This window comes from Pantoea sp. CFCC18179 (genome assembly GCF_059412405.1).
Genome location: NZ_JBNBPM010000001.1, coordinates 695,376 through 712,844 on the forward strand (window position 1 = coordinate 695,376; position 17,469 = coordinate 712,844).

The 17,469-nt window shown below is 48.0% G+C and carries 12 protein-coding genes and 1 pseudogene; 5 read left to right on the plus strand and 8 right to left on the minus strand.

Translation table 11 applies throughout. The annotated features are described in order from the left end of the window. Positions 1-21: 21 nt before the first annotated feature. The 4 genes and pseudogenes from ACPUC7_RS03305 (at position 22) to ACPUC7_RS03320 (ending at position 4,523) form a co-directional block, all read left to right on the plus strand. Positions 22-1,146: a sugar efflux transporter gene (locus ACPUC7_RS03305; RefSeq protein ID WP_494921758.1), complete on the plus strand. Its 1,125-nt coding sequence runs from the start codon at positions 22-24 to the stop codon at positions 1,144-1,146. Positions 1,147-1,202: 56 nt separating this feature from the next. Further along, a pseudogene (galE, locus tag ACPUC7_RS03310) lies at positions 1,203-2,233 on the plus strand (UDP-glucose 4-epimerase GalE). Next, positions 2,233-4,104: a GNAT family N-acetyltransferase gene (locus ACPUC7_RS03315; protein ID WP_494921759.1), complete on the plus strand. Its 1,872-nt coding sequence runs from the start codon at positions 2,233-2,235 to the stop codon at positions 4,102-4,104. The pseudogene galE and the gene ACPUC7_RS03315 overlap by 1 nt, the downstream one beginning before the upstream one ends. 221 nt (positions 4,105-4,325) lie before the next feature. Continuing rightward, a complete protein-coding gene (locus ACPUC7_RS03320) occupies positions 4,326-4,523 on the plus strand; it encodes a hypothetical protein (protein ID WP_494921760.1) in 198 nt (65 codons plus the stop codon). Positions 4,524-4,543: 20 nt separating this feature from the next. On the opposite strand, the gene ACPUC7_RS03325 is transcribed toward ACPUC7_RS03320, so the two are convergent. From ACPUC7_RS03325 to ACPUC7_RS03340, 4 genes are all read right to left on the minus strand, one after another. Next, positions 4,544-5,173, minus strand: a complete 630-nt coding sequence (locus ACPUC7_RS03325; RefSeq protein ID WP_494921761.1) for a response regulator — start codon at positions 5,171-5,173, stop codon at positions 4,544-4,546. Positions 5,174-6,240: 1,067 nt separating this feature from the next. After that, positions 6,241-7,635, minus strand: coding sequence for an FKBP-type peptidyl-prolyl cis-trans isomerase (locus ACPUC7_RS03330; RefSeq protein ID WP_494921762.1), 1,395 nt, complete (start codon positions 7,633-7,635; stop codon positions 6,241-6,243). Then, positions 7,632-8,468, minus strand: a complete 837-nt coding sequence (locus ACPUC7_RS03335) for a tetratricopeptide repeat protein (RefSeq protein ID WP_494921763.1) — start codon at positions 8,466-8,468, stop codon at positions 7,632-7,634. Before ACPUC7_RS03335 ends, ACPUC7_RS03330 begins: the two co-directional genes overlap by 4 nt. A 7-nt stretch (positions 8,469-8,475) precedes the next feature. After that, the gene (locus ACPUC7_RS03340; RefSeq protein WP_494921764.1) at positions 8,476-8,769 is read right to left on the minus strand and encodes a YuaE family lipoprotein; all 294 of its coding nucleotides are present in this window, start codon (positions 8,767-8,769) and stop codon (positions 8,476-8,478) included. Positions 8,770-9,416: 647 nt separating this feature from the next. Here ACPUC7_RS03340 and ACPUC7_RS03345 point away from each other — a divergent pair. After that, positions 9,417-10,121, plus strand: coding sequence for a response regulator (locus ACPUC7_RS03345; RefSeq protein ID WP_494921765.1), 705 nt, complete (start codon positions 9,417-9,419; stop codon positions 10,119-10,121). On the opposite strand, the gene ACPUC7_RS03350 is transcribed toward ACPUC7_RS03345, so the two are convergent. The 4 genes from ACPUC7_RS03350 to ahpC all read right to left on the minus strand — a co-directional run bounded on the left by ACPUC7_RS03350 (position 10,102) and on the right by ahpC (position 17,157). Further along, positions 10,102-12,399 (minus strand): ATP-binding protein, encoded by a 2,298-nt coding sequence (locus ACPUC7_RS03350; RefSeq protein ID WP_494921766.1) that lies wholly within the window; start codon positions 12,397-12,399, stop codon positions 10,102-10,104. The two genes, ACPUC7_RS03345 and ACPUC7_RS03350, sit on opposite strands and share 20 nt — an antisense overlap. Before the next feature lie 129 nt (positions 12,400-12,528). Further along, the gene (locus tag ACPUC7_RS03355; RefSeq protein WP_494921767.1) at positions 12,529-14,808 is read right to left on the minus strand and encodes an ATP-binding protein; all 2,280 of its coding nucleotides are present in this window, start codon (positions 14,806-14,808) and stop codon (positions 12,529-12,531) included. Positions 14,809-14,953: 145 nt separating this feature from the next. Then, positions 14,954-16,522: an alkyl hydroperoxide reductase subunit F gene (gene ahpF, locus ACPUC7_RS03360; RefSeq protein ID WP_494921768.1), complete on the minus strand. Its 1,569-nt coding sequence runs from the start codon at positions 16,520-16,522 to the stop codon at positions 14,954-14,956. Between the two features lie 71 nt (positions 16,523-16,593). Continuing rightward, on the minus strand, positions 16,594-17,157 hold the full coding sequence (ahpC, locus tag ACPUC7_RS03365; RefSeq protein WP_007889514.1) for an alkyl hydroperoxide reductase subunit C: 564 nt from the start codon (positions 17,155-17,157) through the stop codon (positions 16,594-16,596). Positions 17,158-17,469: the final 312 nt, after the last annotated feature.

The window sequence follows — 17,469 nt, forward strand, 5'->3', positions numbered from 1 at the left end:
ATCTTTCTGACAAGGATGTCGATGAAAATCGCGGTATTTTCGTTTTATATAGTGGCGCTGGGTGCCGGATTGAGCGGCGCCTTGTTCACTCCCACACTCAGCCTGTTTCTTGCCAGCGAGCTCAATGTCGCCGCATGGAAAATCGGCGCGTTTTATAGCGTTAACGCGCTTAGCAGTATTGGGGTTAGCGTGGCGATCGCGCGCTATTCCGATCGTCTGCCTCAACGTCGTCCACTGCTGTTGTGCTGCTTAGCTGCGCTGGCTCTCAACGCGCTGCTGTTTATCTTCTGCCGCGACTATCTGCTGCTGATTACCCTGGGATCACTGCTCAGCGCCTGCGGCAGCGCCGCCGTGCCGCAACTGTTTGCCTTGGCCCGCCAAGCGCGCAGTGACAATGGATTCAGCGCTATCTTGCGCGCACAATTTTCTCTGGCGTGGATTTTTGGTCCGCCGCTGGCATTCTGGTTAATCCACTCGTTCGGCTTCGCCTGGCTTTATAGCGGGATGCTGATGCTATTAGTTGGCGTCACTTTGCTGGCGCTGCGCTTACCGAACGGTGAAAAGCTGATTAGCACGGCTGCTAGCCTTCCAGCCGAACCACAGCCGCCAGGCCGCAACCTAATCTTTTTGATGCTCGCTACTTTGCTGGTTTGGAGTTGCAGTTCACTCTATTTAATTGGATTTCCGTTGCATTTAGAGCAGCAATCCTCGCTTTCCAGTGATTGGACCGGAGTACTTTACGGCCTCGCCGCCGCGCTGGAGATCCCCATCATGCTGCTCAGCGCTAAAATGCTGACGCGCTGGGGCAAGCGCACGCAGATCCAATTCGCCATGCTGTGCGGCATCATTTTTTATGCGGGAATATTTTTCAGCCAGAATTTTATCACGCTGATGTTGCTACAAATTTTCAATGCCACTTTTATCGCCATCATCGCCACCGTTGGATTGTTCTGGTTTCAAGACTTACTGCAAAAGCAGCAGGGAATGGCGGCAACGCTATATACCAATGCAGTATCCATCGGCGTGCTGATCGCTGGCGTATTACAGGGAATTCTCACCGCAGTATCACCGCTGGCGATTTGGCCCGCGGCCTGTGGGCTGTTGGTGATCTCATTACTACTGATAACAAAGGTCGACAATGTCTAAAAAACCTCATTCGTCGCGCATCGCTGCGCGCATCAAAACACATGGAGTGTACGTAAATGAACGTCTTAATCACTGGCGGCGCCGGTTATATTGGTTCGCACATTGCCCTTAGCCTGCTACAACAAAATCATCATGTAATAGTGCTGGATAATTTGTGCAACAGTTCGCCGCTCGCGTTACAGCGCGTGGAAGCATTAAGCGGCAGAAGCTGGCTTTTCATCAAGGTGACATCCGTCGCCGCGCCGACCTCAATCGCGTATTCAATAGCGAATCTATTGATGCCGTGATCCATATGGCTGGATTTAAATCAGTCAACGAATCACTGCTAAAACCGGTGAAGTATTATCAAAATAATATTGCTGGCACGCTAACGCTGCTGGAAACCATGAAGCAGCATCAGGTCAATAAGCTGATCTTCAGTTCGTCCGCCACGGTATACGGCATTCCGGTGAAAATACCGCTGTGCGAAGAGTGCGATGCGGGTAACACCACTAATCCGTACGGTGCATCGAAATATATGGTGGAGAAGATCCTGCGAGAAGTGGTGGATGCGCAACCAGAATTAGCCATCACCGCCTTACGCTATTTCAATCCGGCTGGCGCACATGCTTCTGGTCAAATAGGCGAACATCCAGCCGGCATTCCCAACAACTTATTGCCCTACCTTTTTCAGGTGGCTAACGGCTTGCGTAAGGCATTACCCGTGTTTGGCAATGACTATGAGACGCCAGACGGCACCGGCGTGCGCGACTATATTCACGTGATGGATCTCGCCGCAGGTCATATTCAAGCGCTCAATCATCTGCAAGCCGGTTACCATCATTACAATCTCGGCACCGGCCAAGGCTACTCGGTGCTGGAAATCGTGCACATGTTTGAACAGGTGAGCGGCAAACGCGTGCCGCTAGATATGCGTCCACGCCGTCCCGGCAATGTCGCTATTTGTCTATCTGATCCCGGCTCAGCCAGAAAGGAGCTGAACTGGCAAGCCACTCATGGACTCAAAGAGATGCTGCGCGATGCGTGGCGCTGGCACGTGCAAAATCCTCAGGGTTATGAAACGCAGAAAGCAGGGAGTGAAGTGTAATGAAACTGAACCGTGAACGCTTTTTGCTCCAGTTCGAACAGCAACTTGCTGCGTTAAAACAGCGATTTACCACTCCTACCACGGCGCGCTGGAAGCATGAACTTCGCCAATTCAAATTGTGGTGCCAGCAATTTCAGCCTGATGAAATCAACGTTGCCGATTTCTCATCCATGTTTGCGGTGCCGACCAGTCGCTTAAGCGGCAAAGAATGCACGCTGCATCGCGTATGGCTTGGCGGTCCACCGCCAGCGAACGTGGTACAAACCATCGCCCAATGGCAGCGCGCTATCGAAGCCAGCCAAAGTGAATTTCAGCAAACATTGTGGGTGTGGGATGCGCAGCAACTGGCGGGCGATGTGCGCTTTGTCGCTCAGCAAGCCGATGATGAACAGCAACTTGGTATCCTGTTTCTAACGGATGCGTTGGTTAACGTGAACAGTTTGCGCGCGTTAATGCAAGAGTTCGATCCTGCTTTAACGCAGATGTTGCAGCAACTGCATGACAAACGTTATTACGCCACGCTTTCCGACTTTTTCCGCCTGGCAATATTAACCCAACTTGGCGGCGTCTATATGGATGCGGATACTCTTCCCGCGCAGCCCGCAACGCTGTTTCTATGTCAGCCAGAGCTGCCGAATTATCGCGGCGCACAACAGCAAATCAACTGGCTGAATTTGTTTACCGATGAAACTGGCATGATCATCTGCCACCAGCAAAATCCCGCATTGCTAAAGATGCAGCAGCAACTCAGCGATATTTATCGTCACTGGCCGCAACCGCTAATCGATAAAACGCCCGAAAGCGAACGGGCGATTTTCGAGCCGTTTTATCAGCTATGGTGCGAACAATTAAGTGTTAGCCAACTGAGTCACCAGGATTTCAGTCGTGAGTACGCAATCTGCGGTTTTGACGTACCACAACAGCGCATCAGCGGCATTAAAGGCATGCGCTTGCAGGAAGATATTTTAAGCGGTGAACAGCGCGCACTAAGTGATGAAGAACGTTTGCATTATCAGCACACGGTAACGCAACTTAATCAGCGTGGCTGGCAATTAGCAAATCCATTATCACTTGCCGACTTTGCGCCACTCTTTATTGAATACGATATTTTACAGATAGCTTACGCGCCGCAATTGCGCGCTGAGATTCCTTATTATCACTATTACGGCGTGCTATCTCAGGATAAACAACTCGATAAAGTTAACGCGTTATTTAGTGATTTCCTCATTGCTAATAACCAACAGACGCTTGATGCGGGTCATTTTTGGCAGCCAATTTTCGCTACGATTGAAAAAACATTGTGGTTTAAACCGGGAACCTTAGCCAATTGTGCCGAACTACGCTGTATGGCGCAATTGATTCTCCGCACCAGTTATCTGGAATATTGCTCGGTTAATAACCTTCACTCGCTGGATATTATAAGCTTACAGCAGCAACAAAATATTCAACCATTTCTGACCCAAATATCCATGCTGTATAACACAACGGGAAAAATGGTTGGTTTCATCAATGCTGCACCGATGAAAGATTACGATTCAATTAAGGTCGGCTATAGCTATCGATCAGAAGTAAAACCGCTGGATGATGCTTACGACAGCTTTGTTGCATATCACAGCCGGCCAGACGATTACTTTATTTGCAGTGTAGCGCTGCATGCCGAAGAACAAGGTAAAGGCTATTTCAATCAAGTTTTGTCGCGGATGACTCAACAAGCCAAACAGCAAAAAATGCGTCGCATCACGCTTTGCGTCTGGCAATCCAGCCCGGCTGTTTTGATCTATAGCAAGAAAGGCTTTGAGGTTATCGCCACAATGGAACAGGAAGTAAGCTGTTTCAATGATAAATTGCTATTTATGGCATTAATGCTTTAACCGGTTTATGTCAAACAAAAGGCGCGCTAAGCGTTAATAGCGCGCCGATATTCTTAGAGTTGAAATAATTGAACACCGCTAATACCGATTCATAGGTAAACTATGGCTTCCTGTTGATTAAAATCAAATTATGACAGTAATAAAATCGGCCTAATAAGCCTCCGGCTCCACAGCGTAACGCTTTAAGTTGTCACTTACCTGTTTTAGAACCGGGAATCACAATGAAATTATTCAGCTTTACTCCTCATATGCACCGCTGGAAAAACATTACCATTACACGATGCGGCGCAATTTCACCCTCTGGCCGCAACTATTATTCCACGCATGTCAGCGCCCAATGTAAAAGCTGCGATATTCAGATCAATAAAGTGTATTACCGCGATATTAGTGATGCGGAAGCCCGCCGCTGGCTGGGATAACATCCTCGCAGCATGATTATTTAAACATCATTTATATCTAAGCGAAAGATATCGCTATCGCGATGTAATCCGAGCTTACGCATCGCCGCTCTTTTTTGCGAACTAATGGTTTTAACGCTGCGTGATAATCGCAATGCCGTTTTCGATACGCTGAGTCCTGCATGCAAATATTCCATCACTATTTTTTCTTTAGCAGATAATCGGGTGCCAATTTTGTCTTTTTCCCCATCAGCTGAAATGCCTTTTTCATCATAGCGATGATTGAGCCAAATGTGGCGTAAGCCAGTAATGACATTTTCAGGAGACAGCGACTTGCAAAAGTAAGATTTTACCAACGGTTGCAGTGCATCGCTTTGCATTTGATGATGACGACAATCCCCCATCGTCACAATTGCCATTTTAGGATAATGTCGATGGAGTTTATCAATCACTGCTTTAACATCTAAGTCCCCATTGGGAAGTGAACAGTCAATTATAGCAATGTTTGCAGGCGCTAAACTGAGAGACAAGAATAACTCACTGCTATTTTTACAACAATCGGTCACTCTAAAATCGGATTCATCATTAATAATTCTTTTGAGGCCAATCAAATACAGCGGATGATCATCGAGGATGACAATATTATTCTCGCTCATTTTATTTTCGTCCATTCAAAATAATAACCTGCTAGCAACAAGAGGAATTCTTTATAAACCCATGATTCCACCAAGTCATTATGCGATTATTAATTAAAATCAAACACCAGAGCACTCTCAATCCATAATCACTTAAGTAAAAAAAACCACACTAAAGAGTGTGGCGAGAGATAAAAGACACTTCTCTCAGTAAGGACGACAGCCCCCTGTCGACATCAGATATTTGACACTTTTATTATAACTAATGAATCCTATTTAAAATTAAAAAAATTCATAACGCATTAAATACTTACGGGAACAAATTAATGAGCTTTCAACAAACTTATTTTCATGATGATAGTGGCATCTCAAGGGATTAAACCCGCCACGCTTTTTTCAGCGAAAGCTAATCCTGGCGGCAGAACCACTTCCATTTCGCAGCCTACTGGTAGCGTTTTAATCACAGCAGCTAGTGATGGTAGCAACGTTTCAATGCTACCTTTTGAACCTTATTTTCTTTGCCACTTTGGTCGAATAAAGTGCCATTGGGTAATGAACCCGTCATCAGTATCTCTAGTGTGCTCTCATCATGGATTGCTGGACAAATCAGCCGGGCCGGTCTAGCGACTAAACCAGTGCTTTTCCCCGCAATTAGGGCATCGGCACCCAGTGAGTGCTCCGTACTAACACTATTTTCTAATTAATCTCATCTACCGTTACGCGGATAAATACCGTGCTGGTACGATTACTATTGATGCGCTTTGCCAATGTTATTTTATCGCTATCAATATACTCCTGCATTGCACCCACATTTATGGCGGGTGCAGCCATGAGCGTGGGTGCATAACATCTCAACAGTGAAGTTAGCAATTTCTTTTTTCTTTTAACGCTTTCAATCATCTTTTAATGGGACATTTCTACTACTTAATTCACCCTCCTTAGACCGGAACAATTCATTCATTATGCATAATGAATGAATTGTTCTAAATCCTAAATGCCATCAGCACCAAAATCTTATTATTTATTAGTCATCAAAGCATATTAAATAATAGAAAAGCCATCTAAAATGTAATCGAGAGTACTCTTAAAAATATTTAGATGCGTTATTTTTTTATCTTCACCTCGAACCACAGAGTTGCCGATGGGGGAATGAGATTTTCAACACCTTCATCACCAAATGCTTTTTCTGGCGGTATGATGACTTCAACCTGACTTCCTTTTTTCAACTGACTGAGTACATCCGCTAACGCCGGCAAAATGTTATCGAGCTGAACTTGCTGGGTAACATTATCCAACCCACTTGAATCAAAGACAGAACCGTCCGCTAACTTACCGGTAATAAGAATGTCAACGGTGCTCTTGTTATCAATTTTTTCGCCTTTACCCTGCTTTGTCACAACGTAATAAATGCCGTCTAACGATTGGACGCCTTTACGCTGTTTTGTTTTGGCAATCAGTTGTTCACCAAGTTTTTTCTGCTTTTGCTGTACATCATTATTTTGCTGCTGTTGTACTTGCAACTTATCGTTGAGCGTCACGCCCAGCTCATCAACAAGTTTTCGGATATCTTGAGGATCTAATGAAATACGTTGTTCAAAAGCATCTTTGATCCCCGCCAATACCATAGGACGATCAGGTTTGACTCCCAGGTTTTGCTGTTTCTGCAAGCTCTGCACAATATTATTGGCGAACGCCACGCCATTAGCATAAGAAAGCTTCTGTTCGTGATTTTCGGGTACCACTCGCTGCTGCTGTTGCTTCTTATGATCATCAAACTGCTTTTGCAGTTCTGACTTTTGCTGCTCGGCGGCACTCAAGGTCGTTTGCAGTTGAGTGATATTTTCTTGATGTTGTTTTAACTCGGCCAATCGTTGCACGTCGGTTTGTTGATATTGATCTTGCAACAATTGCTTTTCTGTGCGAGCAGCCTCTAACTGGTTACTCTGCGCAATCACCACTTCTTCAGCTTCTTTTAGCTTCTTGGCAAGGGAGGATTGATTCAGCTCGTGGGTATCCAGCATCAACTGATGTGCTGCCAATTGAGTACGCAAGTCACTTAGTTCTTCTTGCGCACCATTCTGCTGATTTTCTCGGTGCGTCAATTCCTGCTGCAAACTGGCGACCTTAAGACGCAATGTTTCAACTACCTCTTGGTCAGTCGCTAATGCTTGCAGTTGTTGCCGTAATGTTTCCTTCTCAATTTCATGTCCTGCCAGCACTTCTTTGTTAATTCGCTGCTGTTCAGTGAGTGAATGCTGTAACTGCTGCAGTTGTTGCATTTGCTTCCCGTCGTTAGCCGTGGCAGGTTTCAACGTTTTTTTTGAGGTGCTATAAGGTTTGATCCAGGGCTTTGGCTCATCAGTTTCATCAAATAACGCATAGGGAATCGTTTGATCTGAATCGTACCCCGTCAACGCCGGTAACGCATAGCTGGCTGATGATAGTAAGGCTGCCGCAACGGCTACACCGAGCAGCGATTGAGCAAATAAAGGTTTCATGGCAGTACATCCTCATGGGGTTTGACATATTGCTGTGTGAACTGCTGCGCCAGCTGGCGCGCCTGCGCTGTCTGACCATTGCGCGTGGCTGCGGCATACATGCGCAACTTCATCTGCTCAGCAATGTCAGTCAGATGCGGATCGCGGCTGTTTTGTACCGCCGCGTTGTACCAGGCGTAAGCGTGCAGCGGTTGTTTTTTAATGCCTTCACCGGCTTGATAAGCGCCGGCCAAATTGAACTGCGCCAGCGCATTGCCTTGTTCGGCCGCTTTGCGATACCAGCCTGCGGCCATCGCGGTATCTCTCTTCACGCCAATACCCCGACTGTAGGCCGCGCCAACATCGTTTTGTGCTTGTGCATCGCCCTGCTGCGCAGCATGCAACAACCAATTAAATGCTTGCTGGGGATTCTGTATCAGCGGATTACCGCTGCGATGGTAACGAGCAAGCTGCTGGGCTGCGGCGCTGTTACCTTGCTCAGCCGCGCGTTGCAGCCACTGCTTGCCCTCACGTGGCTGACTCTGCAGCAGCAACATGCCGAGCTGATATTGCGCCTGCACTTGGCCACTTTCGGCCGCTGCTGTCAGCAACGGTTGCGCGTTATCACGCTGACCAGCAGAAGCTAACCAGCCACCATATTGTTGCTGAGCACTACGCGCGCCGGCAGCGGCTTGTTGACGCATGCTATCCATTTGCTGGCTGAAGTCGCGCAGTAAAAGAGGTTCAGCGAATTGCGGGGCGATTGGCTGGTTCGATTGCGAATGTGGTAAATGGTGTGCAACACAACCGTTCAACAGCACGCTAACAGCTAATAATGGGAACACGATTTTCATGTTTACATCACTCCCCATCAGCCTGCGCCAGCATGGCGCTGAACAATACGCTGTGAATGTTTTGGCAGCGTTTGGCTAACTCGGCCTGATATACGCTGTCGAGCGTGGCTTGCATATCCGTGTTGAGTTGCGCGCGTGTTAAGAGATATTTGGCGCTGCGATCCAGCAAAACATTAAGCGCACTATTTTGTGTTTGATAACGCGCCAGATCGTAATGCGCCAACGCCGATAATTCAGACTGACAGCGGTTAAGACTTGGCAGCGACGCATTTTGTAACGCAGTGGTGTGGTGAGAAGCCATGGCTTCATGCCGAGAAATGCAGCCAGTTATCATCGCAATACTGCCGATAACCAAGCTGAGTTTTAAATATCCGGACAATTGCATAACAATAAGAGTTCCAGTCGATTGGGGGCTAATTAGGCCTCTCGCGTAATTCTGCTGATGCTTTTATTTTTTGCATGGCTTCATAACAACTCATCGCCATTATTCGCGTAGACATTACTATTTCAAGCCTCATGAAAACGAAGGCAATAGCATGCCATCCAAGTGTTTAAAGGCGTGGCGATTTTTCATTAACAATCAAAGAACAAGAATATTATTTTACGGGAGAGGCGTAATGTTCGAGCTCAAGAGTAAAGCTTCCCATTAAAAAGTGAAACGAGAGCACTCTCAAATCAATAAATTAATTTTTTATAAATTCATTTTTCAACCGATATAGACTCTATGTGATTCATCATTGCGGCGTTAATTTCATCTGATTAGATTTTTTTTGGTGAGAAGCGTCAATTAGATAGCAAAAAAAGATGACATCACCCGACAAGCGCGGTAATTTTCGGCCGCGGCAACATGGATGTAATGCGCTTAATAAGCGTCAGTCATGCCATACAGTTGCCAAAAGTACAGTACACTGATTCTAACCCCCTATTGATAAATAAGAGTGTTTGTGGATGAAAACATTCCGTCGTAAAAACGTCTCTATTGCTTTGTTAGATGATCATTTTTTGGTATTACGCGGGCTAAGTGATGTACTGAAAGAAAACCCTGACTTTGAAGTGGTGGGAACCTTTACCAGCAGCAAGGAATTGCTTGATTGTATTAAAAAAACGTCGGTCGATGTGGTTATAGCTGATTATGAACTCGCCCCTACAGATGTTGATGGCCTTAATTTAATTAAAACAATATCTCGACTGCATCCCAATATTGCGATACTGGTCGTTTCGGCCCATTACAATCCTGCCACCGTTGCCTTGGCATTCCGTGGAGGTGCTAAAGGTTTTATTGGTAAAAATCGACCGTTTGAAGAGATTCGCAATGCAGCATTGGAAGTGAGCCGTGGTCGTACCTTTATCGAACCACAAATGGCACAAGAATTGGCTAATCAACAGCGGCATGGTGAAGCGCTGATGAATGGAAATTTTAGTGAAGAAAACGTGCGCCAGGCCGTGAGTTTGTCAGCGCTTTCCCCCAAAGAGCAGGAGGTGATTCGCTGTTTCCTCACCGGCATGACGGTAACGGATATTGCCGAGAAATTTAACCGTAGTTTGAAAACCATCAGCGGCCAAAAGCAAAGCGCTATGCGAAAACTCGGGCTAAAAGCAGATCACGAGCTGTTCATCATCAAGGAAGAATTGCTTAAATCACTGCATTTTTAAGCGTGTCGCTCCACTGATGAGCCAACTCTTCACTGACCGTAATTCCTGTGCGCAGTTGGCCTTCAATCGTGGCAGCCAACTGCGCCAGCTCATTCATTTGATAAATTTGCGCAGTACCGCGTAGACGATGAATATGATGCTGCATTAGCCGTATATCTACGTTCAGACTGGCGTTATTAAACCCGCGCACATCCGCTTCCAGCCATACTTGTAATTCCTGTTGATTCGATTCCAGCCTGATTTCACGCACCTCATTAGCCGATGCCAGGTGGCACCAACGGCGCAGACATTGGGCTAATGTATTAAGCAATATCGGCTTACTTAATACCACATCAAAGCCACTCTCTTCACATTGCTCATAATGCGCATCATCACTCATCGCTGAAATGGCCACCACTGGCGTCGCTTCATTACCGCGCTCACGTTCAAGTTCGCGCAGACGCCTGGCAATGTCGTAACCACTGATATCCGGTAAGTTGGCATCCAGTAAAATGACATCGTAGTAATTCTCTTCTTCCAGCAAAGTCAGCGCTTGTTGTCCATTTTCGGCTAATTCAACCTGACAGCCCAATTCTGCGAGTTGCGCCTGCAAGGTTCGCTGTGCGGCTGGATGATCTTCAACCAGCAGAATCATGGTTTCTGTGACAAAACGCGGTAATGCGGCTTCGACCACTTTTGCCTTCGCTGCACAGGGACGGAGCGGTAATTTCAGAATAAAGGTGCTGCCTTCTCCAGGCTGGCTATAACAACTCAGTGCGCCTCGCATCAACGTGACTAACTGCTGTGAAATCCATAAACCGAGTCCGCTGCCGCCATAACGTCGCTCTGCGCCATCATCGACTTGCGTCCAGGCATCAAACAGGGTGTTTTGTGCCTCTGCCGGAATGCCAATGCCAGTATCTGCCACTGCTAAAGAAATCATGCAAGTATTGTCGGCAAAATATTCTCCATCAAGCGTGATGGAGATGGCGCCATTTTCAGTGAACTTAATCGCATTAGACAGCAAGTTATTGATAATTTGCCTTAGACGATGCGGATCGCCGAGCATCCACTGTTTGTTGAGCGGCTCTTCAATAGAGATCACCAAATTCAACCCTTTCTCCGCCATGATGGGGCGATAACTATCGCAGATGGTATTGATCAGTTCGCTGAGGTCGAAGGGTTGACTATCAATGGTGATGCAATCCGCTGACAATTTGCTGTGATCAAGAATATCGTTGAGCAGATCCAATAAACTGCGTGCGGAAGAGGAAGCTAAGGCTAAATATTGCTCTTGCTGATGCGCATTATCAGTGCGTTTCATCAACTCCAAAGAGGCAATCATCGCATTCATCGGCGTGCGAATCTCATGGCTCATCATGGCAAGAAATTGGGTTTTACGCGCGTCACTGGCCATAGCGCGCCGACGATGTACCACTGCGCGTTGTAACAACCAACCGAGCAACAATACCAGCAGGCAAAAGGTGATGATTTCCCACTGGTACAGCGAAAAAATCACCCCCATTGATGGATAACCTAAGCGCAAATCACCGACCCAACGATCAAACATCGCATTGGCATCTTCAGCAGGCAGCGCGGCTAATGCTTTATTGATAATACTCAGTAATTCAGGATGTTGTGCGCTTACCGCCATCGTCATGCTGGCAAAAAGTTCTGGAATTTGTCCCGCCAGCGCCAGCTTGTGCGAGTAATAACGCCACAATAACGGCCGCATCACTAAACTGGAGCCTAATCCGACATCCGCGCGATTTTCGAATACCGCCTGAAAAACCTCGCGCATGTGATCAACTGGAATTAAAACAATATCGGGGCGGTTTTCTCGTAGCCAGCTTTCATAGAGCGTGCCACTGCGCACGGCAACGCGTTTCCCTTGCAGTTGATCGAGTGAATTAATCGTTGCGCCATCGTTATGAGTAATGACCGACGCGCTAGTGGAAAGCCAGCGCTCACTAAAAGACCAGTTGCGGAGATGCTTCGCAGAGAGAAATTCGGGCGCTACCGCCGAAACCAGCAGCGGTTGCTGCCCAGTTTGTTGTGCTTGCACGAAGTGCAACCCGGTGATTCGGCTGATTTTATCCAGATAATCGCGGCTCAGACCGATGTGTTCCCCTTGATCCAGGTAATCAAGCGGCCAACTGGCAATAAAATGATAAGGAACAGTAGAGTGCGTAGCGATCCAACGCTGTTCGTCCGGCGTTAAAAATATCTGAGCAGCAACTGAAGATGAAGGGAGCAGCAGGCTTGCCAGCAACAGCAAACCTGAGAGCAATGTGCGCATAACGTATTAACTCGGCTAGAGAAACCAAACGCCGCGCAAAATTTGTTCCGGCGCAGCAGATTAAGCCGGATATTTGATGCAAATTTCAGCACACTCTCTACGAGAGCACTCTCGAATTTGCGACGAGTCTTAAGGAATAAGCAGGGATAATTGTGATTGCCAGCTTGTCAGCATCGGTTTTTCGGGCAGCGCAGCGTGGCGTAAATGCGTTTCGATTTTACCAGCGCAAACTGCCAACTCATCAAGCTGGTACATCTGCGCGACACCGTAAATGCGATGGATAAAATGAATCATGTGTTTGGTATCACGTTGCTCGCAGGCACCTGCAAAATTATCCCGGTCCTGCTGCAACCAGAGTTTGACCTCATCATTGAGCAGCATTGGCGCTTGAGGTTCATTTATCGCATGGTATTGCCCCAACTTTTCCGCCAACTCAGCCAAACGTATCGGTTTTACCAACACATCATCCATGCCACTGCTGAGGCAACGCTGGCGATGCTCCAGACTGCTGATGGCCGAAATCGCCACTAACGGCGTGCGATCGCGTTGTTGCTCCATTTCAAACCGACGGATTTGTTCGGCCAGCCAGTAACCGTCTTTGCCCGGCAAGTTGCAATCCAGCAGCATGGCATCGTAGTAATTCTCTTCCTCCAGCAGTTGTAGCGCCTCTTCAGCCGTTGCCACCATTTCATAATGACAATTTAGCTGTGTGAGCTGCGCAGCCACGACTTGCTGGTTGGCAGGGTGATCCTCAACCACCAAAACAGACAGCCCGTTCGGTAGTGCATTAAGAGGCCGCTGTTCTTCAATTTGCAGGTCACTATGCGTTTGTTTTAGCGGCAGAATGCAAGTAAAGGTGCTGCCAATTCCTAATTCACTTCTAAGTGTTAAATCTCCTCCCATACGTTTGGTCAGCGTGCGGCATAAATAAAGTCCTAGTCCGCTGCCACTGCGAATGCGGCCACCACGGCTTTCAGCTTGCTGCCATGCCTGGAACATCCGTTGTTGGTCAGCAAGCGCAATACCAATGCCTGAATCTTCAACCGCGATCGTTAACGCATCAGGTAAACCTGGCTCGCTCTGCCAATCTGCTTTCAACGTGATGCTGCCGCTATCAGTGAATTTGACCGCATTTGACAGCAAATTATTGATAATTTGCCGCAAACGATGCGCATCAACTTCCACCCAAAGATGTTCCAGTTTTGGTTGTAGCACCAATATTAGCTGCACGTCTTTACGTTCGGCTGATGGACGTTGGCTATCACAGACTGCGGTTAACAGCGTGCTGATATCACAAGGCGCAATATTGAGGGGGATTTGCTGCTGGGTGAGTTTTGTATGATCGAGGACACTGTTCAGCAGTTCCAGTAAGTCCTGCGACGACGAAAGCGCCAGCGCCTGATATTCCTGATGTTTTTTGGCCGGTGCCGGTTGTTGCAGCAATTCCAGTGAAGCGATGATGGCATTCATTGGTGTGCGAATTTCATGGCTCATCACGGCGAGAAATTCAGATTTACTTTTTTCACTGGCCTGCGCTCGGCGACGCGCGACAACGGCGCTGCGCAATGCCAACAATAACAAGATGAGTAAGGTGGCAAAAATCAGTAACTGGTATCGATAATGTTCAATAATCACACCAATTGACGGTGTGCCTAAATCAACGATCCCCACCCAACGTTTGAAAATATTTTGCGCATCAACGCCATTTATGGTGGTAAATGCCGTGTTGATAATATCCCGTAACTCTGGATTGGCAGGATTAATGGCCATGCTGATGCCACTTGCCATTTCCGGCACTTGACCGGTAACGGCCAAATCCCCCGCATAAAACCGCTGCAAAATCGGCAGGATAATCAAACCAGAACCTATCACGACATCAATCTTGCCCTCTTCCACCGCACGCAATGCATCGCTAACGTTGGTGAAATCCTCCAAATCAATTGCAGGATAATGCTGACGAATCCACGGCTCATATTCTGACGACTGCGCGATACCCAGTCGCTTGCCGCTTAACCGATCGATACTTCGAATATCCACTGTTTCCTTACGTCCGACCAACATCGGCATGGTTTGCATCCAGGATCGCGTAAACAACCATCGCTGTTTTTCCTGCGTGGAGAGAAGATCTGCGCTTACCGCAGCATTGAGCATTGGTGGATTAAGTAGCGCTTCTTCGGGAGGGACATATTTGAAATGCAGGCCAGTCCGTTGGCTAATTTCATCAAGAATGGTGCGGCTTAGCCCAATAGGCTGACCATTTTCACGGTAGTCCTGCGGCCAGCGATCGGCAACCGTATAAGTAATATCCGGATGCGCCTTTATCCATGCTTGTTGTGCTGGTGTTAAGGCAATAGGTTCAGCCTTCGCCACTTGCAGTACGACCAGCAATATCAATATCAGCCACTTCATTCGCTTTCCTTTTGCGCACCGCTTGTAATATTGGCAGTTTAGCCGCAATGAGAAAAAATCGGCAGCGGGATTAATCAGCTGAATTCAGGCGAAAAAAAGCCCCGCAACATCTGTTGCAGGGCTTTCGTGAAGCGAGTGCTGAAAATTATTCAGTCGGCTGCGTACGAATCAAATAATCAAACGCGCTCAGTGAGGCTTTGGCGCCTTCACCGCTGGCGATGATGATCTGCTTGTACGGCACGGTGGTGCAATCGCCCGCGGCGAATACGCCTTTCAGGCTGGTTTCGCACTTGGCGTCGATAATGATTTCGCCCATTTTAGTGCGTTCAACTGCGCCTTCCAGCCAAGTGGTACTTGGCAGCAAACCGATTTGCACGAAGATACCGCTCAGTGCGATGTCGTGGCTGGTTTGCGTGTTGCGATCGATGTAAGACAAACCGGTGACTTTGCTGCCGTCGCCTTTGACTTCAGTCGTCTGCGCGTTAAGGATTACATCGACGTTTTTCAGGCTGCGCAGTTTATCCTGTAACACTTTATCGGCGCGCATTTCACCGGCGAATTCCAGCAGCGTCACGTGCTCAACCAAGCCAGCCAAGTCAATAGCCGCTTCCACGCCAGAGTTACCGCCGCCAATTACCGCAGTCCGTTTGCCTTTAAACAACGGACCATCGCAGTGTGGGCAATAAGTCACGCCTTTGGTGCGATACTGTTCTTCGCCCGGCACGCCCATGTTGCGCCAGCGTGCGCCGGTAGCAATGATGATGCTGCGTGATTTCAACACCGCGCCAGAAGCGGTTTCAATCGCGTGCAGACCGCCCTCTTTCGCCGCGGGGATTAGCTTGATGGCGCTTTGCGTGTCGATAACATCGACATCGTAATCATCAACGTGCGCACGCAATGAACCGGCCAACTTCGCACCTTCGGTTTTTGGTACTGAGATGTAGTTTTCGATATCCACGGTATCCAGTACCTGTCCACCAAAACGTTCGCCCATCAAACCGGTGCGAATGCCTTTACGTGCCGAATAGATAGCTGCAGCTGCGCCCGCTGGGCCGCTGCCGACGATCAGCACTTCATAGGCATCACGTTTGTTTAGCTCTTCTGCCGCACGCTTATCAGCGTTGGTGTCCACTTTACCGACGATTTCCGCCAGGCTCAGACGGCCTTGACCGAACTCTTTGCCGTTGAGGAATACCGCCGGTACGCCCATCACGTTGCGATCGGTGATTTCGTTCTGGAACATGCCGCCGTCAATCGCGGTGTGGCTAATACTCGGATTGAGGATCGCCATCAGGTTCAGCGCCTGCACCACATCAGGACAGTTGTGGCACGACAGCGAGTAATAGGTTTCGAAATGGAAATCACCTTCCAGCGCCGCCACTTGATCCAGCAGGCTTTGCGCTTCTTTCGAAGGGTGTCCACCGGTTTGCAGCAAGGCTAAAACCAGCGAGGTAAATTCGTGACCCATTGGCGAACCGGCAAAACGCGGGCCGCTGTTGCTGCCTGGGTTAGTAATCAAGAAAGAAGGTTTACGCACCGGACGATCGTTCTCTTCACGGAAGCTGACTTTTTCAGACAGGCTCGCGATATCGGCCAACAGAGAGCGAATCTCCGCAGATTTGGCGCCATCATCCAATGTGGCAATCAACTCAACCGGTTTAGTTAGTTTCTCAAGATAGGCCTTGAGTTGGGTTTTTAAATTGGTGTCGAGCATAGTGAGTTCCTGTCATGAAAATCGGGTGCCGTAGCACCCGATTGAGAAAGATCGAATGGCGTGGTGTTGACTTAGATTTTGCCAACCAGGTCCAGTGATGGAGCCAGAGTTGCTTCGCCTTCTTTCCATTTAGCCGGGCAAACTTCACCTGGGTGAGAAGCCACGTACTGGGCTGCTTTCACTTTACGGATCAGGTCAGATGCGTCACGGCCAATGCCTTCAGCAGTGATTTCGATAGCCTGGATGATGCCTTCTGGATCAACGATGAAGGTACCACGGTCTGCCAGGCCTTCGTCTTCACGCATGATTTCGAAGTTACGGGTCAGTGCGCCAGTTGGGTCACCGATCATCGCGTATTTGATTTTCGCGATGGTGTCAGAAGAACCGTGCCAGGCTTTGTGGGTAAAGTGCGTGTCAGTAGAAACGGAGTAGATGTCTACGCCCAGTTTCTGGAATTCTTCGTGGTGATCGGCCACGTCGCCCAGTTCGGTTGGGCATACGAAGGTGAAGTCAGCCGGGTAGAAGAAGAAAACACTCCATTTACCTTCAACGTCTTTCTCGGTGACTTCGATGAATTCGCCGTTTTTGAACGCTGCATTTTTAAATGGTTTGATTTTGGTATTAATGATGGACATGGTGACCTCCGTTAAAAGATGTGATGCAGGCTACAGAATTTTCGGGCCAACTTCTAATACGCAGACGTTATCAATCAGATAACTAAAAGCTATCAAAGCGCCGACACCTGATTTCATGCGGCTCGCGCGGGCATTCTACACAGAACAAGCGCTGATTTAACAGGCTTTATCTTTTCGTCCCGCTGCTGCTATTTTTTAGGAATGCGGACGGTCACCATAAATGGCGACCCTACAGAGAGCTGAGCCGTTTTCGTAGGGTCGCCATTTATGGTGACCTGGCAAAGCGTCAATCAATCCTGTGAATGGAGTGCC

What these genes read in the sequence shown, in the direction of transcription:
- ACPUC7_RS03305 (WP_494921758.1), top strand. Translation starts at nt 22, where the DNA reads ATGAAAATCGCGGTATTTTCGTTTTATATAGTGGCGCTGGGTGCCGGA.
- ACPUC7_RS03315 (WP_494921759.1), top strand. Translation starts at nt 2,233, where the DNA reads ATGAAACTGAACCGTGAACGCTTTTTGCTCCAGTTCGAACAGCAACTT.
- ACPUC7_RS03320 (WP_494921760.1), top strand. Translation starts at nt 4,326, where the DNA reads ATGAAATTATTCAGCTTTACTCCTCATATGCACCGCTGGAAAAACATT.
- ACPUC7_RS03325 (WP_494921761.1), bottom strand. Translation starts at nt 5,173, where the DNA reads ATGGACGAAAATAAAATGAGCGAGAATAATATTGTCATCCTCGATGAT.
- ACPUC7_RS03330 (WP_494921762.1), bottom strand. Translation starts at nt 7,635, where the DNA reads ATGAAACCTTTATTTGCTCAATCGCTGCTCGGTGTAGCCGTTGCGGCA.
- ACPUC7_RS03335 (WP_494921763.1), bottom strand. Translation starts at nt 8,468, where the DNA reads ATGAAAATCGTGTTCCCATTATTAGCTGTTAGCGTGCTGTTGAACGGT.
- ACPUC7_RS03340 (WP_494921764.1), bottom strand. Translation starts at nt 8,769, where the DNA reads ATGGCTTCTCACCACACCACTGCGTTACAAAATGCGTCGCTGCCAAGT.
- ACPUC7_RS03345 (WP_494921765.1), top strand. Translation starts at nt 9,417, where the DNA reads ATGAAAACATTCCGTCGTAAAAACGTCTCTATTGCTTTGTTAGATGAT.
- ACPUC7_RS03350 (WP_494921766.1), bottom strand. Translation starts at nt 12,399, where the DNA reads ATGCGCACATTGCTCTCAGGTTTGCTGTTGCTGGCAAGCCTGCTGCTC.
- ACPUC7_RS03355 (WP_494921767.1), bottom strand. Translation starts at nt 14,808, where the DNA reads ATGAAGTGGCTGATATTGATATTGCTGGTCGTACTGCAAGTGGCGAAG.
- ahpF (WP_494921768.1), bottom strand. Translation starts at nt 16,522, where the DNA reads ATGCTCGACACCAATTTAAAAACCCAACTCAAGGCCTATCTTGAGAAA.
- ahpC (WP_007889514.1), bottom strand. Translation starts at nt 17,157, where the DNA reads ATGTCCATCATTAATACCAAAATCAAACCATTTAAAAATGCAGCGTTC.